This is a genomic window from Tsukamurella sp. PLM1 (genome assembly GCF_023168325.1).
GTDB lineage: Bacteria > Actinomycetota > Actinomycetes > Mycobacteriales > Mycobacteriaceae > Tsukamurella.
Window position 1 is genome coordinate 2,452,414 of sequence record NZ_AP025688.1, and the last position, 26,733, is coordinate 2,479,146.

Below are 26,733 nucleotides of genomic sequence, written 5' to 3' on the forward strand. Positions count from 1 at the left end.
TCGTAGTTGGGTCGAAATCGCGCACGCATGGGCACACGCGTGTCCCAGGCTACTCCACGCCCCGCTAGCTGGGCAAACCGCCCCATTCGGTTTCCTCGAGAGCAACGATCAGCGTCGCCGCCCGCAACCACGCCTCGGGCCTTCCGGCTGCGGCGACGTCCGCGACATCGCCGGCCGCGGTCGCGAATCCGGCGGCGCGCAGTGCCGCCGACGCATCTCCCAGCCGCTGCCGCCGTGCCGCTGTCATCGCGTCCAGGCCCACGTGGGCGACCTCCGCCAGCACCTCGAACACCGCACGGCACACCCCGCCGTCGTATGGCCCACCCACCGGTCCGACTCTCTCGTCGGCGGCATCGTCGGCAAGGTCGAGTACGAAGGTGCCCACCGGCGTCCGGACCGCCACCGGATCGACGCACACCGTCCCGCCCCGCACGAGGGCGAATCCAGCGACCTGCAGTGACATCCCGTCGGTCGCTGCCGCTGCGAGCGCCGCGAGCGCGCCGGGCACCTCCGCGCGGTGCTCGCGCTCGATCACCACCGCGGCGCCGGTGCGATCGTAGGCCTCCACCGTCAGCACCTGTGCCCCGGGCGAGTACCGCACCGAGCGGGCGGTCAGGCCGCGGAGAACGACCAGGCCGTCCGCCGCGAGTCGTGCGCGGAGCAGCGGCATCGGCCGGGTCCGCAAGTGCTCGCGGAGGGCAACCGCATCGTCGAAGGCGAGTCCGGTGGGCAGCCGATCCCAGCCGTCGCCGACGGGGAGAACGGAGGCGGCCCCACTCGCCCCCGGCCGAACCGGACCCGCCCGTTAGGGGCGCGACTCAGCGATTGCGAGACCACGCTCGAGGCAGCGAGCGTGCTCAGCGCAGTGCCACCGAGGCGCCGCTGGGCGAGGTCGGACCCACGCAACGGCGCGTCGTCCGGTGAGGTCCAGCGCTGACCGGCCACGAGCACCCCGTCGCGGTGCGCGAGGAACACCTCGACCATGGCGGATCTACCAGTGGCACGCACGCGGGCACCGAGCCCGATCAGCGTCGCGGTCCGCAGGCGGGTGTCCCCCGCTGTATCGGCGCCGACGATCCGCGCGATCACAGCCCCGGGCACGGTCGCAGCGCGGAGGCGGGCCCACAGCTCCGCCAGCAGGCCCGCGGCGCGCAGCGGATCGTGCACGGCCGAACGATCGGCGTAGGCCCGCCACTGGTCGACGATGTCGTCGCACACGTCGGCGAGCCATACCCGGCCCTCAACGCGGGCTTGCGCCGCGGCGGCGGCCACCGCCGCCACGAGCACCGGGTCGGCATCCGCGCAACCGCTCCGCAGGAGCCGTTCGGCGAGGCCGTCGAGCCGCGGCGGCGGGGTGAACGACGCGGTCGCCGCGGTGCCGGCGGTCAGACGCACCTCGACCCGGTCACCGGCGGCGGCCGCGGCACCGTCCGCCTCCCGGAACGACCAGACCGCGAGGCACGCCAGATGTGGCACGTCGTCGGCGACGGCGTCGCGCAGCACGAGCCCGGGGTCGCCGGCGGACAGGAAGATCACCGTCGCCGTCGGCAGGACGACGCTCGGCCGGGCTCCGCGCCGAACGACGGCGTCGATGCCGGACCGTCGCACCGTCGCGGCCCGGCGCACCGCCCTCTCCCCGAAGCGGGCCCGCAGGGCATCGTCGTCGAACGTCGCGGGCGACCACGGTTGCGTCGGAGGCGCCGGCTGCTCGGCACCCTCGGCCCGTGCCGCCAGCACCAGCATGACCACGTGCCGGCACACCCCACTCGCCCCGCAGGTGCAGCGCGCAGCGTCGATCCCCGCTGGCGGGAGGACCGTCCGCACGTCCCCGAACTCCCCGACGAGCGCACCGTCGGCTTCCTCAGCACGCCCGGTGAGCGCGCCGGCGGCGAGTTCCTTCACCGCCCGCTTCACCAGGCCGCGATTGGTCAGGGCCGCGAGAGTCTCCTCGGTGAGCGGCGCGAGATCGGGGCGGCCCATCAGGACGCCGCCCCCGGCGGCCGCCCGGCCAGGCACTCCGCCACGAAGAGTGCCAGGTGGGAGGGCGTCATTGCGCCCACGTGCGCGCCCAGATCGGCCAGCCGCTGGGCGAGCTCGCGGTCGTACGCGGGTGCCGCGTCGGCGTCGAGTGCGGGGAGCACGAGCACCACGGTGCCCTGCGCGACGAGCTCCCCCACGGTCCGCAGCAGCATGTAGGAGCTGCCGCCCTCGTACAGATCGCTGATCAGCACCACGATGGACCGGCGCGGCTCGGTGACCAGCGAGGCGCCGTGGGCCACGGCCCGGGCGATGTCGGTGCCCCCGCCGAGCTGCACCCGCATCAGCAGTTCCACGGGATCGGTCACGTCATCGGTGAGGTCGACCACGGCGGTGTCGAAGGCCACGAGGTGCGGCCGCACGCCGGGCATCGACCACAGGCACGCGGCGGTCACCGCGGCGTGGATCACCGAATCGACCATGGACCCGGACTGATCGACCAGCAGCACCACCTGCCACGACTGCAGGTGCCGGGTGGTGCGCTCCCCGAACACGGGGCGCTGGATCGGGAGGGCACCGGTGGCGGGGTCGTAGTGCCGCAGGTTCCGCGCGATCGTCGATCGCCAGTCGAAGTCGGCTGCCCGGCCGGTCCGGGCGCGGCGCGGCGAGGTGGTGCCGTGGAAGCTCGCCCGCAGCTCCGGCCGCAGGCGTTCCAGGAGTTCGGACACGACCTGCTCGACGATGCGGCGGGCCGCGGTGAGCACGTCGGGGTTCATCAGGTGCTTGGTGCGCAGCACGGCCCGCAGCAGGGCCCGGCTCGGTTCGGCCCGCTGCAGCGCCGCGGAATCGGTGAGGATGTCGACGATCTCGAAGCGCTCGATGGCATCGCGCTGCAGCCGCTCCACCGTCTCCCGCGGGAACAGTGTCGCGATGTCGTCGAGCCAGGTCACGGGGTCCACGGTGGAGCTGCCCCGGCCGCCGGAGCGGCGCACGCCGCGGCGCTCCCGGTCGGGGTCGGTGCCGTACAGCCAGTCGATCGCGGCGTCGCGAGCACGGTCGACGTCGGACAGGTCCGCGCAGGCATCCGCGGGCTCGCCGAGCACCAGGCGCCAGCGGGTCAGGGTCTGCTCGTCGCTCATCGCAGGCCGTCCGCGTCCAGTTCGGCGACGATGCGGGCCTCCTGCTGGGCGGCGTGCGCGGCGGCGACCGGGTCCGACTGTGCGCGCAGCAACTCACGGGCCGTGTGGCGGTCGGGGCGATGTCCGCGCACCGCGAGCACCGTCTGGGCGATGCGTTCCCGTTCGCGAGGCGGGAAGTGTTCGAAGGCCTCCCGCAACGCGGGCAGCGCGCGGAGGAACTCGTCGTGGGTCATGTCTGCGAGCTCGCCGTCGATGGCGCGCAGCAGATCCTGATCGTCGAGCGCCTCCTGCCTGGCCACTGTGAACAGTCCCGTCAGCCAGTCGCCGAGACCGTCGGGGCCGGGGCGCCTGGCGGTCGTGGTGGTCGCGTCGACGGTGCCGAGTGACCAGCCGAGGCCTGTGCACGCGCCGCGCACGAGCGGGGCGCGGAACTCACGGCGAGCGCTGCCACATCGCCGATCAGGTCGGTCCGGTCGGCGCGGTCGCCGTGGCGGGCGAGGTCGCGGATCAGCACGACTGCCTCGCCCGCTCCCTCGGGAGCCCGACCGCCGTGCACGGTGTCGTAAAGCAGGTCCGCGGCGTGATCGGCGGCCGCCGCCGCCAGGGCCAGCAACGCGGTCTCGTGGGCCGCGGCGAACGCCTCCCCGTGCCGCCACAGGGCCAACGCGGTGCGGCCCACCCGGGCGAGACCGGCCAGGTCGTGCGCACTGTCGATGAGACCTGTGGCGCCGCCGAGTACGTCCGCCACGAGGTCGCCGAGCGCGCACAGCAGCGCATCGAACAGCACACCCGCGAGCGCCGCGAGGTCGGCGTCGTGCAGCCGGTCACGCAGGACGAACGCCGCCGCCTCCGCCGGTCCGGGACCGTGTGCGCCGGCCTCGATGAGGGCGGGTCGCCAGTCGTCGCCGCGCCGCAGGGTCCATCGCTCGGCGAGCCGCACGTGAGTGACCGAGCCGAGGCCGTCGTCGAGACGCGGGCCGGGAATGCCGAGGATGCGCAGGCGGTGCAGGGCCGCGCTGCGGCGTTGATCCCGCGGGTCACCGAGATCGAGGTGGTGCTCGCCGTCCGAGAGGCCCAGGGCGGCCAGCTCGGCCTCGACGGCGCCCACGAGCGGCGGCGTCGGGGTGTCCGGGTGCAGGCGTCCGACGGCGTCACCGGTGAGTACCTGGACCATCGCGGTGATGGCCGGGTGGGCGCCGTCCGCGATCGCGCCGCGCGTGATCCACGGCGGGGGTGCCGGCAGGTCGTCGGCGATGAGCGCCCCCACCAGCCCGTCGAGCACGTCCGTGCGGCTCGGGGTGCGGTGGCCGCGAAGGTCTGCGAGCCCACGGCTCAGGGTCCCCGCCGCGACGAGGTCGGCCGACGACACCGGAAGGCCCGCGGTGCGCAGCCGCGCCACGACGCCCCGCACCGCGGCTTCCGCGGCCGATGCGGCATCGCCGCGCCACAGCCAGCGGTAGTACCCCGGCGACGGCATCCCCGACTGGTAGCCACCAAACGCGTCGAGCCGTCGGTCGCTGTACGGGATCACGTACGTCCCGCGGCGGGGCGCGCCGCCGTCGGGCTGCTGCGGGGTGCCGGCACCCGCGGGCGGGTAGGCGGCGAGGCGAGGGGTTCGGACAAACCGCGCAGCAGGGCCGGCCGATGGAATCCGCCGGTCACCACGAACGTGTCGCCGGGCAACGCCCGTGCCCAACGGATCCATTCGAGCATGTAGCTCTCCCGCTCAGCGTCGGACGGTGACGCGGCGGTGTTGCCGCGCAGTGCCTCGAAGTAGCCGTCGAGCCGCTCGCGCAGAGCCTCGGTCGTCATCCTCTCCGCGGGCAGTTCCACGAGATGGTCCCACAGCGCGTCCACGGAATCGACGGCGAACGCGGCGCACAGCCGGTCCATCGCCGCGGCGTACCGACGTTCGGCGTCGCCGTAGCGGTTGGCACGGCCGTCGAACGCGGGGTGCCAAGCCGGCAGGTCGATGAAGATCGTCTCCGCCCCCACCTGTTTCGCCGCGTGCAGCGCGACCCACTCCGGCGAGTGCTCGCAGAACGGCGCGTAGGAGGCGACGGAACGCTCGTCGGTGCGAAGGTAGCTGTAGAGCGCGACCGGCGGCGTGTGGCCGAGCAGCAGTTCGCCGATTCGATCGGTGAAGTCGGCGGGTCCCTCGATCAGGACGCGCGCGGGGCGGCCCTCGAGGATCGAATCACGGACCGATCGGGCGCACGCGGGGCTGTGGTGGCGCACGCCCAGTAGGCGCACGGCCCCATCCGCCGCAGGCATGTTCAGCCCTCCGGCAGGCGGTGCCGCTCGGCGTGCAGGCGGGCCCACACGTCGCCGGTGCGTGCCGACAGGCCGTCGAGGTAGCGGCGGATCTTCACCACGTCGTCGGCGTTGTCCTTCGCTGCGGTGCCGGCGAGGGCCGCCACGAGATCGGCGGCGTCACCGGGGCGTTCGTGCAGGTACCAGCCGCTCACCCCGATGGCATGGCCGACGGTGATCGCTTCCGCCGTGCTCATGGTGGCGCGGGGCGCGTCGACGGCGCGCCCCTCGGCGGTTCGGCCCTCGCGCAGTTCCCGGAACAGCGTGACCAGGGCGCCGGTGAGGTCGGGCTCGGGGTCGACGGGCACTCCCGACTCGCGCAGCAGTGTCGTCACCTCGGACCGCACCAGGGCCAACTCGGTGTCGAAGTTCCGGATCGGGAACACGGTCTCGAAGTTGAAGCGGCGCTTGAGCGCGGCGCTCATCTCGTTGACCCCCCGATCGCGGGTGTTGGCGGTGGCGATCACGTTGAAGCCGGGACGGGCGAAGAACTGTCCGGCCGCGCCGAGCTCGGGCACGGCGAGAACCCGATCGGACAGCACGGACAGCAGCGTGTCCTGCACCTCGGGGCGCAGCGGGTGATCTCCTCGAACCGCACGAGCCGCCCCTCGCGCATCGCCGTGAGCAGCGGTGCGGGCACGAGCGATGCCTCGCTGGGCCCCTCGCTGAGTAGCAGCGCGTAGTTCCAGCCGTAACGGATCTGGTCCTCGGTCGTGGCCGCGCTGCCCTGGACGGTGAGCGTGGAGGCGCCGCTCACGGCGGCGGAGATCAGCTCCGAGAGCAGCGATTTCGCGGTCCCCGGATCGCCGATCAGCATGAGGCCACGGCCGGTGGCCAGGGTCACCAGGGCACGTTCGATGAGGGCGATATCGCCCACGAACTTGCGGGTGATGCCGGCACCGTCGCCGACGATGAACGTGCGGGCGGCGCGCAGGCTCAGCGCCCAGCCCGGCGGGCGCTGCGCGGTGTCCCCCGCCGCGAGCTCCGCCAGTTCGGCGGCGTACCGCACCTCGGCGGGTGGGCGCTGCACCTGCTCGTGGGTCACCGGGTGCCGATCCGCTGCAGCGCGGCGAGAAGCTCGCTCACGGCGATGGCGGGCAGGTCACCGAACACGCCCTCGTCGACGGTGATCCCGGTAACGGTCTGTTCCTCGCCGAGCGCGTCGGGATCACCCACGACGATGCCCTGGTCGAGTCCGAGGGTGACCCGACGCTCGCCCGCGGCGATCCACATGTCCTCCTCGACGCCCGCATCCATGGGTGCGCCGCGGTTCCACCCGGCTTTGGTGAGACCGAGGAAGGCCCGGGTGGGTGCCGTCACGCGAAAGTCCGCGACGAGGTCGGAGGCCGCACGCTGCTCCTCAGTGAGCGCGATCACCGGTCGCCCCAGCTGCGGGAACGGCTGCAGCAGTTCGTAGTCGGCGAACACCTCCGACCACGCGGCGAGGACGTCCGCGTCGAGGTGCAGCGGGTGCACGAGCCCGATCACGGAGTCATCGGGCAGGTTGTACGTCTCGTCGTCCACATCGGCGAAAGTCCGGTCCTCCGCCACCCGGAACGCGGTCGACGGTGCGCTCGCCGCGTCATGATCGGGGTACACGCCCCACAGCAGGCGACGCACGAGATGCACGAGCAGCGGGTGCTCGAGCAGGTACGTCCGGAAGTCGCCCGCCGACCATCGGCGCTGCGCGCGCAACGCCGCCTCCAGCCGGGCGACCTGGTCGCTCGCCGCGGTGCGCACGTCCTTCTTCAGCGCCGCGAAGGCCTTGGTCGCCGCGGCGGCGAGCTCCGCATCGTCGGAGGCCGCGGGCTTCGGCAGCGACTTGCGCGGTTTACCGGTGTCGTCGGCAATGGTGGGGCGCAGCTGCTCGTCGAACCCGACGACGAACGCGCGCGGCCCGAAGTCGAGCACGAGGGTGCCGTCTGCGGCGAGGCCGAAGTCGGGGACGAGGCGGTCGGCCAGTTCGTCGGTGGTCAGCCGCAGTCCCTCGGCGATCTCGGCGATCCGTTCCTGGGCGCGCTCCTTGAGCGCCTTGAACTTGACCCGCAGCGAGATTCGGTGCAGCTGCATCAGCGCGACATCGGTGCCGATCGCGGCGAGCACGCCCAGGCCCGCCACGGCGCGCTTGTGTTGGCTCTCCCCGGCCACTTCGCGATCATCGGCGCGAGTCGCCGGGCGGTGTCGTCGTCGCCGAGCCACCCCAGGCCCGCGAGTACCCAGGCGTCCTTCGGCGGTGCTCCCCTGCGAGCCACTGCTCGAAAACCTCCCACGCGAACGCCGCCGCGGACTCCGGGTCGAGGCCGGCGCGCACGCGGTCGATGCCCACGTAGGGCCGTTCGTCGTCGGAGAGCTGCAGCATCGTGACCAGGTGCACGGCATCGCCGCGCGGTACCGCCCTGGCGCCGTCGGCGAGGACGAGTTGGGGTAGGCCCGCGGGATTGAGCCACGGCGGCGACACCGGCATCCGAGCCGGCAGCTCGGTGGCCGGGTCGGTGTCGAGGAGCGCGTCGATCGCGGCCCGCACCGGCGCATCGAACTCGGCGGCGCCCGCGCGGACCGCGTCGGCGCCGTGCGCATCCGCGATGAACCTCAGGGCAGCCTGAGCGGTGGCCCGCGCTTTGTTCACCTTCCCGACCGCGGCCGGCACGAGGTAGCGCACGGCCTCAGGCCCGTGGTGATGCAGCCACTCTCGGCCGGTGGCTCGGCGGGCGCCCTTGCCCTGTGCGAGTTCAGCCATGATCGTGGTGAGCTCTGCTCCCAAGTACGCCTCGGCGGCCGCCGCGCCCTCGCCGATCCTGCGGCTCGCGGCCACCACCAGCGGATAGGCCCCGACCCCCAACCTGTTCGCGGCGACGGTGACAGCGGGGTCCAGGTAGTAGCTCGGCGCAGACCGGACGTCGAGGTCCGTCACGAGCGCTTCCAGCTCCGCCGCCGGGAGGCTGTAGGCGACGGCCCGGAACATGCTCCAATCGGTCACGCGACCGGCGCCCTGCGCAGTGGGTACCGATGGCGGCATATGCCGGGCGAGCGATCGGATCCAGTCCATCTCATGTTCGGGCAGCCGGGGCGGGGCACCGTCGAACGAGGGTCGGTCCTCGACCTGCACCCGGTAACAACGGTGGGCTTCGTGCGCGGCAGCGTCCAGGGCGGCGTGCGCAACAGGTCGGGAACGTCCTCGGGTCCCGCGTCGGGCAACACCCGCACGGTGTCGAGCACGGCGCGGACGGTCCCGGCTGTGTCCGGATCGAGATCAGCGAGCACCGCACGCACGGCGTCGACGTTGCGCACCACCACGTCGCGGAGCAGCGCCGTGTCGCCGCCGGCGACCAGCACGCGCAGGGTGCGCCGGGGAAGCGCTCGATCAGGGTGCGCAGGCCCTCGGTTCCGCGCGCGTGCTCGCGCAGCACGAACGCGGCCGCGTCGTCGGTGGGCAGGTGCGCGGCGAGGTCGATCACCAGCGCCACGATCGGCTTGAACGTCGTCTGCTGCGAGACCTCGACGAAGTAGGGCAGCACGGCCGGCCCCATGCGCACGAACGCGGTCCGCAGGACCGCCGCGGGTTGGCCCGCGAGTAGTCGGTGAACGACCGCGTGGCGTGGACGAGGTGCTCGACGGTGTGCGCGAACGCAGGGACCAACTCCGTTTCTCCGATGTCACCGCCCACGCGCGCCACCAGGTCGTCCTGGTCGGAGCACAGGAACGCGGCGTACATGCGCCCGAGGTCGCTGCCGTCGAAGCGGCGGCACGCCTGAACCACCGCGGCGTAATCCTCGTCGGTCGCCCGGGCCGCGACGTCGCGAATGACGGGCAGGTAATTCACCAGCCGGTACGCGCCGTAGCCTCCGTCGTGACGCACCAGGGCGTCCCTGGTGGGGCTGGTCCACACCGTGTCGATCCAGAACGTGGTCGTCCGCAACGCTGCGTCGACCGCGAACGCGAGGCCGTGGACAGCGATCAGATGCTCCAGCAGCGCGGGGCCCGAGGTCTCGTGATACTGGTTCGACTGCAAGTACAGGGCCACCGCAGCGCCGTCGACATCCGGTTCACCCGCCAGGAATCGCTGCGCTGCGGCGACCAGCTCCGGGTCGCTGCCCGGGTGATCAACCGCCGTGGCGAACGCACCGGGCAGCGGCTCCGTGGCGTCGGCCGCGATCCTCGGCAACGTCCGAACCCCGTCCGTCTCGCCTCGCCAGGCCAGCATCGCGCGCCGGACCGACGGCGGAACCTGGAACTCATCCTCCACGCTGATGCCTCCACCCATGGGTCGATGTTAGCGGATCTGCGATCCAGGAGACTGGACTGTAGGACGTGACGACTAGAGTCGACGGGTGACCTACCGCCCCAAACCGGACATGCGGCACGACAGCGCAGGCTCCGAGGCCGCGAACCGCTCCTGGTGGGACTCGGACGCCGCGGCCTACCACGAGGAGCACGCCGCGTTCCTGGGCGTCGATACGGCCGACGGGGAGTTCGTCTGGTGCCCCGAGGGGCTCCGCGAATCCGAACTGGGCCTGCTCGGCACCGTCGGGCCCGGAACCGTCGCCCTCGAGATCGGCTGCAGGAGCGCCCCGTGCGCACGCTGGCTCGCGACCCGGGGCGCCACGGTGATCGGGATCGACGTCTCGGCCGGAATGCTGCGCCGAGGCCTCCCCCACGTGCGCGGCGACAACCCGCTCCTGGTCCAGGCGGGGGCCGAGGACCTCCCGGTTCCCGACGGTGCCGTCGACGTCGTCTGCTCGGCCTTCGGCGGCATCCCGTTCGTCGCCGATTCGGCGCGGGTGATGCGCGAGGCGCACCGGGTGCTGCGGCCGGGCGGACGCTTCGTGTTCTCCGTGAACCACCCGATGCGCTGGATGTTCCTCGACGACCCCGGCCCCGACGGCCTGGTCGCGACCCTCTCCTACTTCGACCGGTCCCCGTACGTCGAGACGGACGACGACGGTACGCCGACCTACGTCGAGCACCACCGCACGATGGGCGACCGGATCCGCGAGATCGTCGGGGCGGGCCTGCGGGCGGTCGATGTGATCGAGCCGGAGTGGCCGGAGGGGTTCACCGAGGAATGGGGGCAATGGAGCCGCTGCGCGGCGCGATCTTCCCCGGCACCGCGATCTTCGTGTGCGAGAAGCCGCAGTGAGTATCGCCCCTCGACCGGCCTGAACAGGGGTAGCGGTCACCGTGCGCCGGGTTGTTCTTCACCCCGCGTGCGCTTTCCTCGTTCCTGTCGGCCCGGTAGTCTCGCCGGGGCAGTCGTCGAACGTGGGCCGCTCGTCGAGACGGTCCCAGAACAGGAGACAGACATGAACCGGACGCGCATCGCCGCCGCCGTCGCCGCCCTCGCGGGTGCCGTCGCACTGATCCCCGCCGTCGCCTCCGCCGCGCCGAACGACAAGGTCCCCGGCACCAAGTGCACCGTCGCCCAGGTCGAGCGCGCCACCCAGGTCGTCGCTCCCGAGGCGATCGCCGTCATGGACGCCACGCCGGGCGGCCGCGCCCAGGCCACCGAGCTCCTCACGGCGAAGCCCGAGGACCGGCAGAAGATCATCGACAAGCTGACCAAGGACAACCCCGCAGCCGCGACCTACTACCGCGAGAACCGCGCCGACATCGACGCGAAGATCGCCAAGGTCATCGCGACCTGCGACAAGTACTGATCCACAACAGAATCCCCCGAGAGGCCCGCATGACCTTCCGCCGTACCGCCGCCACCGTCGCCATCACCGGCGCCATCGCCCTGGCGGGCGCCCTGCTCGCCACCGCCGCCCCGAAGCCGGCGGACCCCAACCTGTCGCGCGCCGTGCCCGGCACGTCGTGCAACGTGGGGCAGCTGCGCACCGCGATCGACCGCTCGTCGCCGGGCCTGGTGGCCAAGCTCGACCAGGTGACCGGTGGCACCAAGCAGTTCGCCGACATCGCCACGGGCGATCCGGCCACCCGCCAGTTCCAGCTGGCCGCACTGGTGTTCACCGGTTCGGCCGCGGGCTTCGGGATCTTCGCCGAGCAGCAGAACGTGCGCAACGCCCTCGCGGACGCGTACCGCACCTGCGGCACGGCCAAGAAGGCCAAGTAACCCCTGCTCCACCGATCGGCGGCCCGCGCATCGCGCGGGCCGCCGATTCGCGTCGTACAGCCGGAAGGCCCGCGGTCAGTGACTCTCGAGGGCCGCGAGCAACGCGGTCTCGACCGCCGACACCGCCTCGGCCGTCTCCTGTTCCGGCGAGCGGCTGAGCACGCGTCGATCCAGGTCCGGCAGCAGCATCGACGGCGGCACGTCAAGGGCGGCCGCGAGGCGGTACACCGTCGACATGTGCGGATCCGAGACGCCGTCGTTCGAGCTGACGTTGCGTTCGATGTTCGAGACCTGGTTGCGGTGGATCCCCGCCAGCTCGGCGAGCTTCTCCTGCGACAGGCCGCGCGCCTTGCGCACCGTCACCAGGCGGCGGCCGAGGGAATCACCATAGGTGCCCCACTCGATCTCCCCGCCGCTCACCCGATCCACGGTGCCGGATGCACATCACATTGTCTGCCCTACACGTTGTGCATTTGGTTGCAGCGCACGATGTTTCATGTCACATCACGAGTCGACGGAGTCTCGACCGAGGCGCTGCCGGACCACGTCGGCCAACACCTCCTCGACCCCGGCCCTCGCGGCCAGCGATTCCTGCTCGGGCGACCTGATCTGTACCTGCCGATCACCGTCGGGAAGCAGATCGATCGGCCGCACACCCAGACCTCTCGCGAGCTGGTACACCGTCCTCAGTGTCGGGTTCTTGAACTCGCCGGGGCGGCCGCCGCGACCGTACTCGGCGCCCTGGATCGCGCCACGGCTCAATCCCGAGCGCTCGGCCAGTTCGTCCTGCGTCATCCCCAGTCCGGCGCGCAGGGTCGCGACCCGGAACGCGAAGGAGTCGGAGTACGTGCTCCAACTCAAGTCGGGACGATCCACCTGATCCAGGTTGTCGGATGCACAACGTAATGTCTGCCTCACATGTTGTGCACTCGTGGGGAGGCGAAGCCGATGGCGGATCAGAGACGTGCGGACGACACGATTTCACCGGTGACCGCGTGCGCGGAGTGATCGGTGAAGACGTCACAGTCATCGCTGTGGAGCGCCACCCGTCCGGAAGCGCCACCATCACCTATCGCCCCGACGGCGGAGGCGTGGACGAGCGAGTTCTCACGCCCAGCGAGCTCTCGATGATCGAGACTGCCAGTGGACCGCGCTGGCGGTTCGACGGCGACCCGGTCGTCTTCACCTCGGCCATGGAGGCCGAGCGCATTCGCAAAGCCGGGCAGTTCGACCCCATGATGGCACTCTCGACCAGTTCGGTGCGGCCGTTGCCGCACCAGATCCGCGCCGTGTACGAGGAACTCCTCCCCGTACCCCGCTACGTTTCCTCCTGGCGGATGATCCGGGCGCGGGCAAGACGATCATGGCCGGCTTGTACGCCAAGGAGCTGATGCTCCGCGGCGATTGCGAGCGTCTTCTCATCGTTGCTCCGGGCGGCCTCGTCGACCAATGGCAGGACGAACTGAAGGAGAAGTTCGGTATCGAGGCCCAGGTACTGACGCGCGAGCTGGTCCAGGTCTCTCACGACGGTGACCTGTTCCCCGGCCATCCGGTACTCATCGCCCGGATGGACCAGCTGGCCCGCAGCGACGAACTGTGCGCCCACCTCGAGCGATCCCGTTGGGACCTGGTCGTGGTCGACGAGGCGCATCGCATGTCCGCCAATTGGTTCGGTGGCGAGCTCCATCGCACGAAGCGGTACCACCTCGGGGAACTGCTCGGCGGGATCACCCGGCATCTCCTCCTCATGTCCGCCACCCCGCATGCCGGCAAGGAGGACGCTTTCCAGGCGTTCCTCGCTCTCCTCGATCGCGACCGGTTCGCGGGGCAGTTCCGCCCGGGTTCGCATCGCCGGGACACCTCGGGACTGATGCGCCGCATGGTGAAGGAGGAGCTCCTCACCTTCGAGGGCCGACCGCTGTTCCCCGAGCGGATCGCGCAGACGGTGCCGTACACGTTGTCCGCCGCCGAGTTGGAGCTTTACGAGGCGGTGACCGCGTACGTGCGGGATGAGATGAACCGCGCGGAGGCCGTCGAGGACGGGAGGCGGCGCACCGTCGGATTCGCATTGACAGTGCTGCAACGACGACTCGCGTCGAGCAGCCACGCCGTCACGCGCAGCCTGGAGCGCCGTCGCGCTCGCCTCTCCCGGCGACGGGACGAGATGGCGAACGGCACTTTCTCCGAGGCGGATTGGTCCTCCGACGCGGGGAAGCAGTTCCTGCGCGATGCGGCTCGCTACGACACGGACGAGTACGACGCCGAAGCCGTCGAGCTACTCGAGGACGATGTGCTCGATTCGGCGACGGCGGCGCGCACCGTCGCCGAGCTCGACCTCGAGATCGCGGCTCTCGACCGGCTGGTCGAGCTGGCGTCCGGGGTCCGCGACGCCGGAATCGACCGCAAGTGGGAACAGCTCGCGTCACTGTTCCACCTCGACGAGCTGCGCTCGCCCGACGGCGGGCACCGCAAGCTCATCGTGTTCACCGAACACCGCGACACTCTCGACTACCTGGTGGCACGCCTGCGGAATCTCCTGGGTTCCGAAGACGCTGTACAGACCATCCACGGCGGCACTCATCGCCTCGAGCGCAAACGGATCCGCGAACAGTTCACCAACGAACCGAGGCGATCAGTGCTCGTCGCGACGGACGCCGCGGGCGAGGGGTTGAATCTGCAGGCCGCGCACCTCATGGTCAACTACGACCTCCCCTGGAACCCGAATCGGCTCGAGCAGAGGTTCGGCCGCATCCACCGAATCGGGCAACAACAGGTGTGCCGGCTCTGGAACCTGGTCGCTGATCAGACCCGCGAGGGTCAGGTGTACGCACGGCTCCTGGAGAAGATGGAGGAGCAGCGGCTCGCATACGGCGGCAAGCTGTTCGACGTCCTGGGTGAGGCCTTCCTGGACCGACCACTCACCGAACTCCTGATGGACGCGATCCGCTACGGCGACGATCCGGCCCGACGTGACGAGATCGAGCGCGTCGTCGACGCGCAGGTGGCCGACGGGTGCACCAAGCTCGTCGCGGATCGCGCTCTGGCCCGCGAGGGCCTCGCCGCGGCCGACGTGGAACGGATCCGGCGCGACATGGAGGAGGCGCAGGCGCGTCGCCTCCAGCCGCACTACGTGCAGGCGTGCTTCGACCGTGCGTTCCGCGCACTGGGCGGACGGATGGCCGCCCGCGAGGGACGCCGGCTGGAGATCCGCACCGTGCCGTCGGCCGTGCGCCATCGGTCCGCGCAACCGATCGCCGGTGCCTACCAGCGCGTCACCTTCGAACCGAAGGAGGCCCACGTACCCGGCTCCGCCGACGCCGAGCTGTTGGCGCCGGGACATCCGCTGCTCGACACGGTCCTCGAGCTGGCGGTCGAGCGGGGCGCGATGCCGTCGCGGCCGGGACCGTGCTCCTCGATCCCGAGGATCCGGGCACCGATCCGCATCTCCTGATCGCGCTCGCCGCCGAGGTCGTCGACGGGACGGGGACCACCGTGGGCCGGCGGTTCGAGTACGTCCGGGTCTCGGCGGACGGCGTCGTCGAGGATGCCGGGCCGGGTCCGTTCAACGACCTCGTTCCGCTTCCCGACGGTGCGCGTGACGTCGCGGCCGGCGTCCTCGCCCAGTCCTGGCTCGCCGAGGGCGCGGACCGCCGGGCCGCGGCGTGGGTGTCCGGCTCCGCGGTCGCAGAACACGCGGCCGAGGTTCGCGCCCGGATCGAACCGGAGGTCGCGAAGACCCGCGAGTTGGTCCGGGTCCGGCTGACGGAGCAGATCAACTTCCTCTACCGGACAGCCGCGGATCTCCGCGACACACCCGACCGCAGGCGCCGCACCTCACCGGAGGCGCTCGAGGCCCAGGCGGCGGAGCTGGAACGGCGCCTCGAGGCGCGCATGCGCCTCCTCGACGCCCGCGGCCGGCTCGCCGCGAAACCTCCGGTACTCAGTGGCGCGGCGGTGGTGATCCCGGCTGGTCTGGTGGGTGGAGAGGTGGCTCGCTACGCGTCCGACACCGCCGCCACCGAGCGGCGTGCGGTGGACGCCGTCCTCGCCGCCGAGCGCGCGCTGGGCCGCAGTCCGGAGGAGATGCCGCACAACAACAAGGGATACGACGTCCGCAGCACGGCTCCCGACGGCTCCACCGTGTACATCGAGGTCAAGGGCCGGGTCCTCGGGGCCGACACGTTCGAGGTCACGTTCAGCGAGGTGATGCTCGGCAAGAACATGGGCCGGGCCCATCGCCTCGCCCTCGTTTCCGTGCATCCCGACGGTGCCCCGCACGACGAGCTGCGCTACCTCACCGACCACTTCCGGACCATCGACGTCGGCGCCGTGGCCACGACACGGATCCAGCTGGACTGGCGCCGCACCTGGTCGGCCGGCACACCGCCGCAGTGATGCGACGCTACCCCGCGAGCACCGGACCCGGATCCGTCACCCGGACTTCCGCGCGGAGCCCGAGCTTCAAGCCGATGACGACGAGCGCGTCCAGGCTGAACTGGCTGATCTTCCCGCGGAGCAACGCCGACACGCGAGGCTGCGTCAGACCCAGTTCGCGAACCGCGTCGGCCTGAGTCCACCCTCGGCACTCGACCTGCTCACCGATCGCATGCATGAACTCGGCACGGAGCGCCAAGTTCGCGGCCTCGTCCGGTGTATCCGCGATGTCGTCCCACACACTCATTTCCGGTCATCCCTTCCGCTGCTGCGACATCCTGCGCGCCAACTCGTAGCGCCGGCGCCCCACCTCGACATCGGGCGAAAGCATCCGGGAACTCCTTCAGGTCCGACAACGCCGAGCCGACCCACTCCAGGTCACGCACGATCTCCCCGATCGTATATCGATACCGATATATTCGCCAGGCTCGCCGCGAAACCACCGTGGGCGCCCGCCCCTCTCGCCCGCGGCGTAGGCCCGGCCACTGACACGCCAGGCTCGTCACCCCTTGGCACCGAGCGACCGGCGAACTTGTCAGCCCCCAGCTGTAGCCTCACGGTCACCTCAATTCGGACACACACTATGTTGTGAGTCTGTTCCCACTCCTCCGAGAGCGAGTCGCATGTCCAACGATGCACAACATGTTGTTCGACCGAAACTGATCGAAGTTTCCCTCCCCCTGGAGGCGATCAACAAGGAGTCGGCCCGCGAGAAGTCGATCCGACACGGCCACCCCTCGACCCTGCACCTATGGTGGGCTCGGCGCCCGCTCGCTGCGGCTCGCGCGGTGCTGTTCGCCCAGCTCGTTGACGACCCTTCGGGCCATCCCGATCGCTTCCCCACGGAGGAAGACCAAACCCGTGAGCGCAGGCGCCTCCACCAGCTCATCGAACGACTCGTCAAGTGGGAGAACACCAGCGACGAGGAGCTCCTGCGCGAGGCGCACGAGGAGATCATGCAGTCCACGGACGGCAACCCGCCCCCGATCCTCGACCCCTTCGCAGGCGGTGGAACGATCCCACTCGAGGCGCAGCGTCTCGGCCTCGAGGCGCACGCCTCTGACCTGAACCCCGTTGCCGTGCTGATCAACAAGGCGCTCATCGAGATCCCGCCGAAGTTCGCCGGGCAGCCGCCCGTGTTCCCCGGCGCTGCCGAATTGAGCACGTGGCCCCGCGCGACCGGCCTCGCAGAGGACGTCCGCCGCTACGGCGAGTGGATGCGCGACGAGGCGAAGAAGCGTATCGGTCACCTCTACCCTGACGCCACGCTTCCCGATGGCTCCAAAGCCACCGTCATCGCATGGATCTGGGCCCGCACCGTCACGTGCCCCAACCCCGCGTGTGGCATTCAGATGCCACTGGTGCGGTCCTGGTGGCTCGGCAAGAAGAAGGGCAAGGCGGCCTGGGTCAAGCCGATCGTCGAGGGCAAGACGGTGCGCTACGAGGTCCAGCACAACCCGCACGGTCCTAGTGGCGACGATGACGGGACCGTGAACCGAAAAGGCGCGCGGTGCGTTGCTTGCGAAACCAGTGTCGACCTCAAGTACATCCGTGCTGAGGGGCAGGCCATGCGAATCGGTTTCGATCTGTTGGCAACCGTCGCCGAGGGGAATCGGTCCCGGATTTACCTCGATCCGAGTCACCAAATGATTGATGCCGCGCACGTGCCGGAACCTGAATCGACACCCGCTGGCGACATCCCCGCTAAGGCTCCAAGCTTCAGGGTCCAGGCGTACGGATTCAAGCGATACTCGGAACTCTTTACCAATCGACAACTCACTGCTCTGACAACCTTCAGCGACCTGGTCGGCGAGGCCCGCGAGCGGGTCCTGACCGACGCAGTCGCCGCCGGTCTCCCCCACAGCGACCGCCTCGACGCTGGCGGCAGCGGCGCAGATGCATACGCCGACGCTGTGGCCACGTACCTCGGCCTCGGCGTGAGTCGATCGACCGATATCAATAACACTCTAGCCACCTGGTCGAGTAGCCGCGACCAGACGCGCAACCTCTTTGCTCGTCAAGCGGTCCCGATGGCCTGGGACTTCGTAGAGGTTTCTCCCTTCGCTGACGCCGCGGGAGATCCGTATGTAGCGCTCGAGTCGATCACCAAGGCCCTTATCGGGCTACCCGCGTCCAAGGAAGGATTCGTCACTCAAGGCGACGCGGGACGATTCGAATTCGGCACGAATCTGATATCAAGTGACCCACCGTACTACGACAACATCGGGTATTCGGATCTGTCCGACTTCTTCTATGTGTGGCTACGACGCTCCCTTGGTGGCATTCACCCCTCGATTCTCAGCACCATGCTAGTGCCTAAGGCTGACGAACTCGTTGCAAATCCGTATCGGCATGGCGGAACAGATCGCGCCCATCGATTCTTCGAGATTGGATTCGCCGAGGTTTTCAAACGTGCTCGAGGTTCAGCGCATACAGACTTGCCAATCACGGTCTACTATGCCTTTAAACAACAAGATCAAGCCGCCTCGGGACAATCTTCATCGGGCTGGGAAACCCTCTTGGAGGGTATGATCCAGTCGAACTGGCAAATCACCGCAACATGGCCCATGCGAAGCGAGCGCACCGGCCGCATGCTCAGCGTCGGCACGAATGCCCTCGCGTCGTCGATCGTCCTAGCGCTGCGTCCGCGCGACGAGGGAGCCCTGTCGACAGACCGGCGCGGGTTCCTGAACGACCTGAAGTCCGAGCTGCCGCAGAAGCTCAAGGAGCTGCAGCAGGGTGCGATCGCGCCGGTAGACCTTCCGCAGGCAGCGATCGGACCGGGCATGGCGGTGTTCTCGCGATACTCCGGCGTGTATGAGGACGACGGCCGGAAGATGACCGTCCGAACGGCACTGCAGCAGATCAACGCGATCCTCGACGAGGTGCTGTCCGAGCAGGAGAACGACTTCGACGCGGACACGCGCTTCGCGCTCGCCTGGTTCAAGACGAACGGCTTCACGGTCGGCACGTTCGGCGCCGCGGAATCGATCTCGAACGCCCGCGGGGTCTCGCTCGATCACCTGGAACGCGCCGGCATTCTCACCAAGGGCGGCGGCAAGGTGCAACTCGTCCCGCTGGAGGAGCTCCCTGAGGACTACGCGCCGGAGTCGGATGCGCTGATCAGCCAGTGGGAGGTCGTCATGCACCTGACGCGTGCACTGGAGGGCGAGGGCATCCCCGCAGCCTCGGCGCTGCTCGCCAGGGTGCCCGATCACGTCGACCGCGACCTGTGCAAGGAGCTGGCGAACCTGCTGTTCCGCCTGGCCGATTCGGGACCCGGTAAGAACACCAAGCTCGCGATCGCGTTCAACGCGCTCGGCGCCGAGTGGAACCAGATCGCCGAGGGTGCCAAGTCGGCCGGCAAGCAGGAGACGATCTTCTGATTCGAGCCACGCCCTTCGCGCGGTAAACGCCGGATCCGGGCAAACACGTCAGTGCTCGGCGCTACCGTCGACACCGTTGCACAACACATTGTTACAACCGGGGAGGATAGGACATGGCGACCACCAACCGGGAGCGCGTGGGGCGCGCATTGGAGCTTCTCGGCCCTGCTCTCGACGCGTTCATCACACGAGTGCTGGCGGCCGACCTCGACGGCGCGGGCACGTGGGTCGACGTGGCGCGCATCGCCGACAACGCGCCGGCGACCAAGGAGTACAGCGCGACCGACCCGCAGCTGAGCCTGCGGTTCATCGCGAACAACCTGCCGTCGAAGGCGAAGCCGCGCTGGTACCCGTTCAACGGCCACCTGAGCAGGACCCAGCAGGCGTACGTCGACGAGTTGATCGAGGCACGCAACGACTGGGCCCACAACGAGGCGTTCGACAACGAGAAGACCCAGCGCGCACTGGAAACAGCGTCGCTATTGCTCAAGGCCGTGGGCGCCCCCGCCGAATCGGAACAGGTCCGCCAGGAACGCCAGGCTGTCGCGAAGGTCGCGAACGACCGCTTCGACCGGGACGCGGCGCGGTCGTCCGCCCAGGTGATGGTCGCGAGTGACACCCTGCCCGCATGGCGCGAGGTGGTCACGCCGCATCGCGACGTGATCGAGGGCAAGTTCCACGCCGCCGAATTCGCCGCGGACCTGTTCACCGTGATGCGCGGCAGCGCCGAGGGCGAGTACGGCGATCCGGCACAGTTCTTCGAGCGGACCTTCCTGACAGAGGGTCTCAAGAAGCTCCTCTCGGACACCGCCCGACGGGTGGCCGGCGACCGGAACGCACCGCCGGTGGTGAACCTGCAGACCAACTTCGGTGGCGGCAAGACGCACTCGATGCTGGCGCTGTGGCACCTCGCCTCGGGAACGCCGACCACTGCGTACCCCGACGAGGTGCAGTCCGTCATCGCCGACGCCCTCGCGCAGGCCGGCGTGCCCGCGCTCCCGCGACACATCCAACGGGTCGCGCTCGTCGGAACCCAGCTCCAGGCGGCGCAGGCAGATCAGAAGGACGACGGCACCGTCGTCCGCACCATGTGGGGTGAGCTCGCGTACCAGCTCGGCGGGCCCGACGGTCACGCGATCGTCGCCGAGGCGGACCGCACCGGCACCAACCCGGGCGCCGCGCTGCGGGAGCTCCTCGAGCTGTACACGCCGGCGATCATCCTGGTGGACGAGTGGGTGGCGTACGCGCGGCAACTGGTCACCGCCGATCCCCTCCCGGGCGGGACGTTCGACACCCAGTTCACCTTCGCGCAGACGCTGGCCGAGGCCGCGAAAGCCATTCCCGGCGTGCAGCTAGTGATCTCTCTTCCGGCCTCCGAACGCAACGAGGACGCGGCGAACGCCGAGGAGGTCGGCGGCGAGCACGGCGCGGCCGCCCTGGAGCGCCTGAAGAACATCGTCGGCCGCTCCGCCGAACAGTGGCGCTCTGCCAACTCGGAGGAGAGCTTCGAGATCGTTCGTCGCCGACTGTTCGAGCCGGCGGACGCGAACACGCTCGCCACGATCGCGACGATCTCGAAGTCGGTCGTCGAGTACTACCAGAAGCACCACGGCGAGTTTCCGGCCGAGGTGACCGACGTCGAGTACGCGAATCGGATTCGCCGCTCGTACCCGATCCACCCCGAACTCTTCGATCGCCTCTACAAGGATTGGTCGACGTTGGAGCGGTTCCAGCGCACGCGCGGCGTTCTCCGCCTGATGAACGCCATCGTCGGACGGCTCTGGTCGGCGAACGACCCTTCGGCGCTGATCATGCCCGCTACGATCCCGCTCGACGACGCCAAGGTGGTCGCGGAGCTCACGTCCTACCTGCCGGACATGTGGAAGGCGATCATCGACACCGACATCGACGGTGCCGACGCCACGAGCGCGATCATCGACAAATCCAGCGCCGTGTACGGCAAGCGGTTCACGGCTCGGCGGCTCGCCCGCACCGTCTTCATGGGTGCCACGCCGGCCCTGACCTCAGGGCACAAGGGCATCGAGAAGAAGCGGATCTTCACCGGCACAGCACTCCCGGGCGACGTCCCCGGCAACTTCCACTCCGCGCTCGACCAGCTGTCGGGACGCTCGACGTACCTCTACTCCGAGGGCCAGAGCTTCTGGTACGACCTGCACCCCAATATCAGCAAGACCGCGCGGGACTACGCCGCGTCGATCAAGGATGTCGAGGTCTGGACCGAGGTGGGCCGACGCCTCAGCGCGCGGCTCCGCTCGGGGACGTATTTCACCGGACTGATCACCGCCCCGTCTGGACCGGCGGACATCGCCGATGTCGAAGGCGTCCGACTGGTCGTCCTCAGCCCTGAGCACCAGCACAAGAAGGGCGACGACGCCTCGCCCGCGATGGAATTCGTGCGTTCGGTGCTCACCGAGCGAGCCGGCGGAATGCGCCAGTTCCAGAACTCGGTGGTGTTCCTCGCAGCCGACGACCGGCGACGCAGCGAGCTCGCCGAGGCGGTTCGGCGGTACCTCGCGTGGAAGCACATCTACAACGAGCGCGACGCGATGTCCCTGTCCGGCCAGCAGGAACGCCAGGCGCAGACCCGTATGGCCGAGGCCGACGGCATCACCGACAGCCGCATCCTCGACACGTACGACTTCGTGATCCAGCCGGTACAGAACGCCGGCGGCAAGTTCGAGCTTGACGCAGTCGAGGTCCGGGCCGGAGACGACCTCGTAACCCGGGCAGGGAAGAAGCTCAACGACTCCGGCGCACTGTCCCTGTCGTGGAACGCCGGCGCCGTCGGTCGGGAGCTCCGCGGGGTCCTCTCGCGCTACTGGAACGACGACGGGCACATCACCATCGGTGAACTGTGGGACCTGCACTCGAAGTACCCGTACCTGCAGCGGCTCCGGGATCGCGAGGTGCTTGTCGGAGCACTGGACGGAGTCTTCGGCGACTCCATGCTGTGGGAATCCCAAGGTTTCGCGTTCGCCTCCGGTTTCGAGGGCGGTACATACGTCGATCTCACGCTCCCCACCGACTCGACCACACCGGCGTACATCGATTCGACACTGATCGTCGAGCCGGCGCGCGCCGTGGCGCAGCGGGAGTCGGAGCTCGCGGAGTTCCGCAATGACGGCGACTCCGGCTCGACCGGAACTGGGTCCAGCGGCGGGGACGGAAGCGGCGGGGCTGTTGGCCCCGGCCTGGATCCCCGGCCACGCCCGAATCCCTCTCCCACTCGATACTTCGGCACCGTGGAGTTGGATCCCGTGGCCTACCAGCGGTCATTCAACGACACCGCAGCGGAAGTGATCGCCCATCTCGCGAATACCCCCGGCGTGAACCTCACGATCACCGTCGAGATCGAGGCGACGACCCCGGCGGGCTTCGACGACGCCACCCGCCGCACCGTCTCGGAGAACGGCAACACCTTGAAATTCGTCAACAACGGGTTCGAGGCGGAGTAGCCCGATGCTCGGATACCGCATGTTCGTGGGCGCGGCGAATCAACCGAACCTGATGGAACACGTCGACGAGCGCCTCGACGAGTGGATCAAGGAAAAGGGCTGGGCGAACGGTACGGCTACGGAGGATCACCCCGCGTGGGTGGCTACGAACGTCCGGGCAATGGTCGTCCGACACACCCATACCAAAGGTGGAGTCACGCGGCGCCACCGCTTCGTGCAGCAAGAGGCATCAGGGACGTGGGTATCCGAGCTGACAGTGCACCACGGCGTGACCGGTGCGACCGGCTGGGTCTGGCTGGACATTCATCGACCGCCGAAGGGACCGAATGTCAGGGTTCCGAAGCTCGCTCGGCGGCTGCTTGAGCGATTGGAGGCCACTGACGGCAAGTTCGTCCTCAGCGCCGATCCCACGATCGTCGATCGCCTCGGCACGCAGGAACTCGTCCAGCGCATCACCGATCCGCGGCGCCGAGGATTGGTGTTCGTCGCCGCCGAGGATCCACTCAAACAGGATCGCTTCGTCGTGGAGGACACCGTTGCTCGGCTGACCTCCGGGACCATCGGCGCCGCATCCGCGTTCATATTGACTGGCGCAGCGGCGACGGAGTTCACATCGACGGTGGGACCCCACCACGAGGTGGCGCCGGGCACGCTCCGCACGTTCCTCCCAGGGGTGGTGCTGGGAGACCGGGATGACGGGCTACGTCACCGGTTCTTGACCCGGCAGACACTCGCCGCAAGCTACGAGCGGCCCGGTCCCACCTCTCGCGTTCTCGCGAGCAGGGCGCGAGAGACCGCGTTGACCACGCGCCTTCCGGACGGAGTACTGGCCGTTGACGCTCTTCTCCGGAAGAAGCTCGACGACCTCATTCTCAGTCCGGCTCCCACGATCGCCATGCCCGGGCCTCAGCCGATACAAGACCCCAGTCGCGCGAACGATCCCGCCGTGGAGACCGAAGGTGACATTCGGGCGACGACTGCGGCGCCCACCCCGCTCGACATCTTCCGGCGGAGGCCGGTCGTGGCAGCCACGCCGGAACCCGACGTTGTCGCCGCCGAACCGGCCGTCGTCGATGAGCCCGCAACAGCGGTGGCGATACCTGCACCCACCGACTCCGCGGTCGAGGAACAGGCCGCCTCGCACGTTGATGTGCCTCCCGGCACCGCCCCGGCCGTCGCCGAGGTCACGACTGCGCAGGACACCGAGGCTACTGCGCCTGACAGCACGTTGCACGTCGTCAGCCCCCGACCGCGCAGGGGCGCGCGTCGATCGTCGACGAGGAGGCGATCATCGGCGACGCCGCTCGCATCGTTCGAGATACCGTGAAGCGGCTCTTCGGAACATTCACCCCGAGTGTCGATGCGGTGCTGGACTTGTGTCAGCTTGCCTTCACGGGGCAGTACGCGAACGCAGCGCGCGAGGACCTCAAGGCGAGAATCACAGGGCTCGAGACCGACCTCGAGCAGAGCTGGTCCGATGGCGAGGAGCTTCGCGCACGACTCCGGCAGGAGCAAGTCGATCATGCGGATGCGACAGACAAGGTGCGCGAGCTAGACCGGCGGAACCGTTTCTTACAGAGCCGTCTCGCCGAACTGGGTGAGGCGGACGCCGCCTGGGCCCTGCCCGAAGCCGATCCACGCGACGTTCCACCCGAGGGCTACGACGAACTCGTGCTCCGATTGGACGAGCTCACTCACATCGAGTTCACGGGCGACGAGGAGATCGTCCTCGACCTCGGTACCCACGATTCCCAAGGGAACTGGGCGAGGAAGATCTGGGATGCGCTCCTCGCTCTCGACGACTTCGGCCGAGCACGCGCCAGCGGGTTCAGCGGCAGCGTGGACATGTATCTCGAGTCACCTCCCAGCAGCGAGTACAGGGGGTTTCCGAAGAACCGGCACGCTGCCGATGAGTCGGAGGATGTCCATAACAATCCGAAGTATTGGGGGCCGCGCGTTCTCCGCGTCCCGGCGACCGTGGATGTCAACGAGCAGACGTTCATGGGTGCCCATTTCAAGATCGCTCAGTCGGGAATGATCAGTCCACGCCTCCACTACCTCGATGACACAGCACGAACCCAGAAGATCTACGTCGGGTACATCGGTCCCCACCTCCCGACCAAACAGACCAATTGACGACGCAGGATTTCAGACGAGGGCGGCGAGGTGCTCGATGACCTCCGCCAGATGCCCGACGGTGCGCGTCGCGCCGGCCCGGAGCAGGGCGTCGGCGTCGAACTCGCCGGTGGTCACGCCGATGAACGTGCACCCGGCGGCGCGGGCAGCCGAGGCGTCCTCGACGTGATCGCCGAGGTAGGCGCGGACGTCGCCGAACCGGCCGAGAGCCGCACCCTTATCGGCGCCGAATTGCCCACCGACCACGTCGGTCACGTCCAGGCCCGCGTCGGCCACCGCCCGCTCGGCGGCGGCCTGCTGCTTGGCCGAGACCACCACGGACCGGCCGCCGGCCGCGCGGATCGCGGCGAGGAGCTCGTGCGCTCCCGGCAGTACCGGCACCGGCGTCGTCGTGTCAGCGTCGTAGTGGTGCCGGTACCGCCGGAGGTATTCGGCACGGTCGACGCCAGGGACGATCAAAGCAGCGACGTCGTCGATCGGCACACCCATATGCGGCAGCAGCAGGGCGTCGGCCACCGCGTATCCCAGATCCGTGAACGCTCGCTGCGCCGCGGTCAGGATCCGCTGCCGCGAGTCGATGAGCGTCAGGTCCAGGTCGAAGCCGATGGTGAACACGCCACGACACGTTACCGACGCCAGGTCGTGAGCGTACGAGCACTGTTGACCACCAACATCACCGCACAGATCCCCCAGAGGATGCGACTCTCGGCCGATATCGTGTCCCGGAACAACATCGAGACCATGACGGCGCCGTTCAAGATCGCTTGTGCCAACACCGTGACCGCCATCATCCGCGCGAACTCCGGGATCTCGCGGCGCCGCCATGCCGCCAGCACGGCCCCTGCGCCCAGGGAGCAAGCAGCGACGCCGATGGCGATGACGACGATCGGAACGCGCTCGGGACTGAGCGCGCCGGCGAACAATACGGCCGCGGCGGGCACCTGCGCGTACCACGCCACCCGCATCGGATCCGGCTTCGGCAACCGTGGCAGGCGGAGGCCGCGGACCGCCATCGATCTCCCTGTCATAGCGAGCAATCTGTCACAAGCCACCGACATGTTTCGGTGCGGCCGGGTGCTTCCCGATCAGACCGACCGTGCCCGAATAATCGCTTGAGGCACAGCACACGCGGTCGTAGCGTTCTCGCTCATGAACGAGAAGGAGGAGATGAAGGTCGCCGAGGCGCTGGCTCGCCGGGCCGATCTGATCGCACGCATCACCGAGCTGCGCCAGCGCGCGGGCGAGGCCGCGCTGTACCAGGAGGGCGACGAGCCGACCGAGGATCCCGCCGCCCTCGTCGCCCAGGCGGACGAGGCCGCATCGGAGCTCGAGACGCTGCTGGCCCGGATCAACCGCACCAACCTCGCGACCCGCTTCGACGAGGCGATGACGGTGACCGACGCCCTCGCGCGCCGGGACACGCTGCGGCTGCGGCGTTCCCTGCGCACGGAGCTGGCGCAGGCCGGCACGAACCGGCGGGATTTCCTGTACTCGCGGTCCGAGATCAAGACGCTCCGCGCCGTCGACGTCCCCGCGCTGCGCGCCGAGGCGGACGCCCTGTCGGCGGACCTGCGGCGCCTGGACCTGCGGCTGCAGGAACTGAACTGGCTGACCCCGCTCGCGAGCTGAGCGGGGCCGGCCCGGCCGGGACGAGCAGGTAGTCGCTGGCCGGTCACGGGCGGATGGGAGGCCTTCGGGCCGAAGAAGCTGTAGTCAGCGCATGATTAGGATTCATGAGTCCGGCGTGGGGACCGCCGAAAACCGGTATCGCACAAGTCCGGCATCGCTGATCAGCACACGGC

At 69.5% G+C, this 26,733-nt stretch carries 21 protein-coding genes and 4 pseudogenes; 9 read left to right on the top strand and 16 right to left on the bottom strand.

The genetic code is table 11. The features are described from left to right. Positions 1-64: 64 nt before the first annotated feature. From MTP03_RS12670 to MTP03_RS12720, 11 genes and pseudogenes are all read right to left on the bottom strand, one after another. Positions 65-670 (bottom strand): hypothetical protein, encoded by a 606-nt coding sequence (locus tag MTP03_RS12670; protein ID WP_248488602.1) that lies wholly within the window; start codon positions 668-670, stop codon positions 65-67. Then, positions 613-2,016 carry a hypothetical protein gene (locus tag MTP03_RS12675; protein ID WP_248488603.1) on the bottom strand — a complete coding sequence of 468 codons (1,404 nt, stop codon included), beginning with the start codon at positions 2,014-2,016 and terminating at the stop codon, positions 613-615. Before MTP03_RS12675 ends, MTP03_RS12670 begins: the two co-directional genes overlap by 58 nt. Beyond that, the gene (locus MTP03_RS12680) at positions 1,980-3,116 is read right to left on the bottom strand and encodes a VWA domain-containing protein (protein WP_248488604.1); all 1,137 of its coding nucleotides are present in this window, start codon (positions 3,114-3,116) and stop codon (positions 1,980-1,982) included. The genes MTP03_RS12675 and MTP03_RS12680 overlap by 37 nt, the downstream gene beginning before the upstream one ends. Then, on the bottom strand, positions 3,113-3,415 hold the full coding sequence (locus MTP03_RS22805; RefSeq protein ID WP_371820754.1) for a DUF5682 family protein: 303 nt from the start codon (positions 3,413-3,415) through the stop codon (positions 3,113-3,115). The genes MTP03_RS12680 and MTP03_RS22805 overlap by 4 nt, the downstream gene beginning before the upstream one ends. A 14-nt stretch (positions 3,416-3,429) precedes the next feature. Next, positions 3,430-4,821, bottom strand: coding sequence for a DUF5682 family protein (locus MTP03_RS12685; protein WP_256465145.1), 1,392 nt, complete (start codon positions 4,819-4,821; stop codon positions 3,430-3,432). Continuing rightward, positions 4,791-5,390, bottom strand: a pseudogene (locus MTP03_RS12690) (DUF5682 family protein); the annotation flags it as partial. The gene MTP03_RS12685 and the pseudogene MTP03_RS12690, both read right to left, overlap by 31 nt. A 2-nt stretch (positions 5,391-5,392) precedes the next feature. Beyond that, positions 5,393-6,474, bottom strand: a pseudogene (locus tag MTP03_RS23780) (AAA family ATPase). Continuing rightward, positions 6,471-7,577, bottom strand: a complete 1,107-nt coding sequence (locus MTP03_RS12705; RefSeq protein ID WP_248488608.1) for a DUF4132 domain-containing protein — start codon at positions 7,575-7,577, stop codon at positions 6,471-6,473. The pseudogene MTP03_RS23780 and the gene MTP03_RS12705 overlap by 4 nt, the downstream one beginning before the upstream one ends. A gap of 7 nt (positions 7,578-7,584) precedes the next feature. After that, the gene (locus tag MTP03_RS12710; protein WP_248488609.1) at positions 7,585-8,406 is read right to left on the bottom strand and encodes a hypothetical protein; all 822 of its coding nucleotides are present in this window, start codon (positions 8,404-8,406) and stop codon (positions 7,585-7,587) included. Continuing rightward, positions 8,403-8,762: a hypothetical protein gene (locus tag MTP03_RS12715; RefSeq protein ID WP_248488610.1), complete on the bottom strand. Its 360-nt coding sequence runs from the start codon at positions 8,760-8,762 to the stop codon at positions 8,403-8,405. Before MTP03_RS12715 ends, MTP03_RS12710 begins: the two co-directional genes overlap by 4 nt. A 118-nt stretch (positions 8,763-8,880) precedes the next feature. Then, complete coding sequence (locus MTP03_RS12720; RefSeq protein ID WP_248488611.1) at positions 8,881-9,690, bottom strand: hypothetical protein; 810 nt, start codon at positions 9,688-9,690, stop codon at positions 8,881-8,883. A 91-nt stretch (positions 9,691-9,781) separates the two neighbouring features. On the opposite strand from MTP03_RS12720, the pseudogene MTP03_RS12725 reads away from it, so the two are divergent. The 3 genes and pseudogenes from MTP03_RS12725 (at position 9,782) to MTP03_RS12735 (ending at position 11,499) form a co-directional block, all read left to right on the top strand. After that, positions 9,782-10,566: pseudogene (locus MTP03_RS12725) on the top strand (class I SAM-dependent methyltransferase). A 331-nt stretch (positions 10,567-10,897) separates the two neighbouring features. Continuing rightward, the gene (locus tag MTP03_RS12730; RefSeq protein WP_248492152.1) at positions 10,898-11,083 is read left to right on the top strand and encodes a hemophore-related protein; all 186 of its coding nucleotides are present in this window, start codon (positions 10,898-10,900) and stop codon (positions 11,081-11,083) included. A 29-nt stretch (positions 11,084-11,112) separates the two neighbouring features. After that, positions 11,113-11,499 carry a hemophore-related protein gene (locus MTP03_RS12735; protein ID WP_248488612.1) on the top strand — a complete coding sequence of 129 codons (387 nt, stop codon included), beginning with the start codon at positions 11,113-11,115 and terminating at the stop codon, positions 11,497-11,499. Between the two features lie 75 nt (positions 11,500-11,574). Here MTP03_RS12735 and MTP03_RS12740 read toward each other — a convergent pair whose 3' ends face one another. Beyond that, positions 11,575-11,919, bottom strand: coding sequence for a helix-turn-helix domain-containing protein (locus tag MTP03_RS12740; protein WP_248488613.1), 345 nt, complete (start codon positions 11,917-11,919; stop codon positions 11,575-11,577). A gap of 84 nt (positions 11,920-12,003) precedes the next feature. Next, positions 12,004-12,375 carry a helix-turn-helix domain-containing protein gene (locus MTP03_RS12745; protein ID WP_248488614.1) on the bottom strand — a complete coding sequence of 124 codons (372 nt, stop codon included), beginning with the start codon at positions 12,373-12,375 and terminating at the stop codon, positions 12,004-12,006. 119 nt (positions 12,376-12,494) lie between these two features. Between MTP03_RS12745 and MTP03_RS12750 the strand changes: the two are divergent. After that, positions 12,495-15,894: pseudogene (locus MTP03_RS12750) on the top strand (helicase-related protein). 7 nt (positions 15,895-15,901) lie between these two features. Here MTP03_RS12750 and MTP03_RS12755 read toward each other — a convergent pair. Further along, on the bottom strand, positions 15,902-16,180 hold the full coding sequence (locus MTP03_RS12755) for a helix-turn-helix domain-containing protein (protein ID WP_248488615.1): 279 nt from the start codon (positions 16,178-16,180) through the stop codon (positions 15,902-15,904). A gap of 376 nt (positions 16,181-16,556) precedes the next feature. Between MTP03_RS12755 and MTP03_RS12760 the strand changes: the two genes are divergently transcribed. The 4 genes from MTP03_RS12760 (at position 16,557) to MTP03_RS12775 (ending at position 24,931) form a co-directional block, all read left to right on the top strand. Continuing rightward, entirely contained in the window at positions 16,557-19,319 is a 2,763-nt protein-coding gene (locus tag MTP03_RS12760) for a DUF1156 domain-containing protein (protein ID WP_248488616.1), read from the top strand. Between the two features lie 113 nt (positions 19,320-19,432). Beyond that, the gene (locus MTP03_RS12765; RefSeq protein WP_248488617.1) at positions 19,433-22,795 is read left to right on the top strand and encodes a DUF499 domain-containing protein; all 3,363 of its coding nucleotides are present in this window, start codon (positions 19,433-19,435) and stop codon (positions 22,793-22,795) included. Positions 22,796-22,799: 4 nt separating this feature from the next. Beyond that, entirely contained in the window at positions 22,800-24,122 is a 1,323-nt protein-coding gene (locus MTP03_RS12770; RefSeq protein ID WP_248488618.1) for a hypothetical protein, read from the top strand. Next, on the top strand, positions 24,119-24,931 hold the full coding sequence (locus tag MTP03_RS12775; RefSeq protein ID WP_248488620.1) for a hypothetical protein: 813 nt from the start codon (positions 24,119-24,121) through the stop codon (positions 24,929-24,931). The genes MTP03_RS12770 and MTP03_RS12775 overlap by 4 nt, the downstream gene beginning before the upstream one ends. Positions 24,932-24,943: 12 nt before the next feature. Here MTP03_RS12775 and MTP03_RS12780 read toward each other — a convergent pair whose 3' ends face one another. Both MTP03_RS12780 and MTP03_RS12785 read right to left on the bottom strand, forming a co-directional pair. After that, on the bottom strand, positions 24,944-25,546 hold the full coding sequence (locus MTP03_RS12780; protein WP_248488621.1) for an HAD family hydrolase: 603 nt from the start codon (positions 25,544-25,546) through the stop codon (positions 24,944-24,946). Between the two features lie 11 nt (positions 25,547-25,557). Further along, on the bottom strand, positions 25,558-25,944 hold the full coding sequence (locus tag MTP03_RS12785) for a hypothetical protein (RefSeq protein ID WP_248488622.1): 387 nt from the start codon (positions 25,942-25,944) through the stop codon (positions 25,558-25,560). Between the two features lie 136 nt (positions 25,945-26,080). Here MTP03_RS12785 and MTP03_RS12790 point away from each other — a divergent pair, with 136 nt between their 5' ends. Then, positions 26,081-26,560 carry a DIP1984 family protein gene (locus MTP03_RS12790; RefSeq protein ID WP_248488623.1) on the top strand — a complete coding sequence of 160 codons (480 nt, stop codon included), beginning with the start codon at positions 26,081-26,083 and terminating at the stop codon, positions 26,558-26,560. The last annotated feature ends 173 nt before the right edge of the window (positions 26,561-26,733 follow it).

What these genes read in the sequence shown, in the direction of transcription:
- MTP03_RS12670 (WP_248488602.1), bottom strand. Translation starts at nt 670, where the DNA reads ATGCCGCTGCTCCGCGCACGACTCGCGGCGGACGGCCTGGTCGTTCTC.
- MTP03_RS12680 (WP_248488604.1), bottom strand. Translation starts at nt 3,116, where the DNA reads ATGAGCGACGAGCAGACCCTGACCCGCTGGCGCCTGGTGCTCGGCGAG.
- MTP03_RS12685 (WP_256465145.1), bottom strand. Translation starts at nt 4,821, where the DNA reads ATGGATCCGTTGGGCACGGGCGTTGCCCGGCGACACGTTCGTGGTGAC.
- MTP03_RS12720 (WP_248488611.1), bottom strand. Translation starts at nt 9,690, where the DNA reads ATGGGTGGAGGCATCAGCGTGGAGGATGAGTTCCAGGTTCCGCCGTCG.
- MTP03_RS12730 (WP_248492152.1), top strand. Translation starts at nt 10,898, where the DNA reads ATGGACGCCACGCCGGGCGGCCGCGCCCAGGCCACCGAGCTCCTCACG.
- MTP03_RS12735 (WP_248488612.1), top strand. Translation starts at nt 11,113, where the DNA reads ATGACCTTCCGCCGTACCGCCGCCACCGTCGCCATCACCGGCGCCATC.
- MTP03_RS12755 (WP_248488615.1), bottom strand. Translation starts at nt 16,180, where the DNA reads ATGAGTGTGTGGGACGACATCGCGGATACACCGGACGAGGCCGCGAAC.
- MTP03_RS12760 (WP_248488616.1), top strand. Translation starts at nt 16,557, where the DNA reads ATGTCCAACGATGCACAACATGTTGTTCGACCGAAACTGATCGAAGTT.
- MTP03_RS12765 (WP_248488617.1), top strand. Translation starts at nt 19,433, where the DNA reads ATGGCGACCACCAACCGGGAGCGCGTGGGGCGCGCATTGGAGCTTCTC.
- MTP03_RS12770 (WP_248488618.1), top strand. Translation starts at nt 22,800, where the DNA reads ATGCTCGGATACCGCATGTTCGTGGGCGCGGCGAATCAACCGAACCTG.
- MTP03_RS12785 (WP_248488622.1), bottom strand. Translation starts at nt 25,944, where the DNA reads ATGGCGGTCCGCGGCCTCCGCCTGCCACGGTTGCCGAAGCCGGATCCG.
- MTP03_RS12790 (WP_248488623.1), top strand. Translation starts at nt 26,081, where the DNA reads ATGAACGAGAAGGAGGAGATGAAGGTCGCCGAGGCGCTGGCTCGCCGG.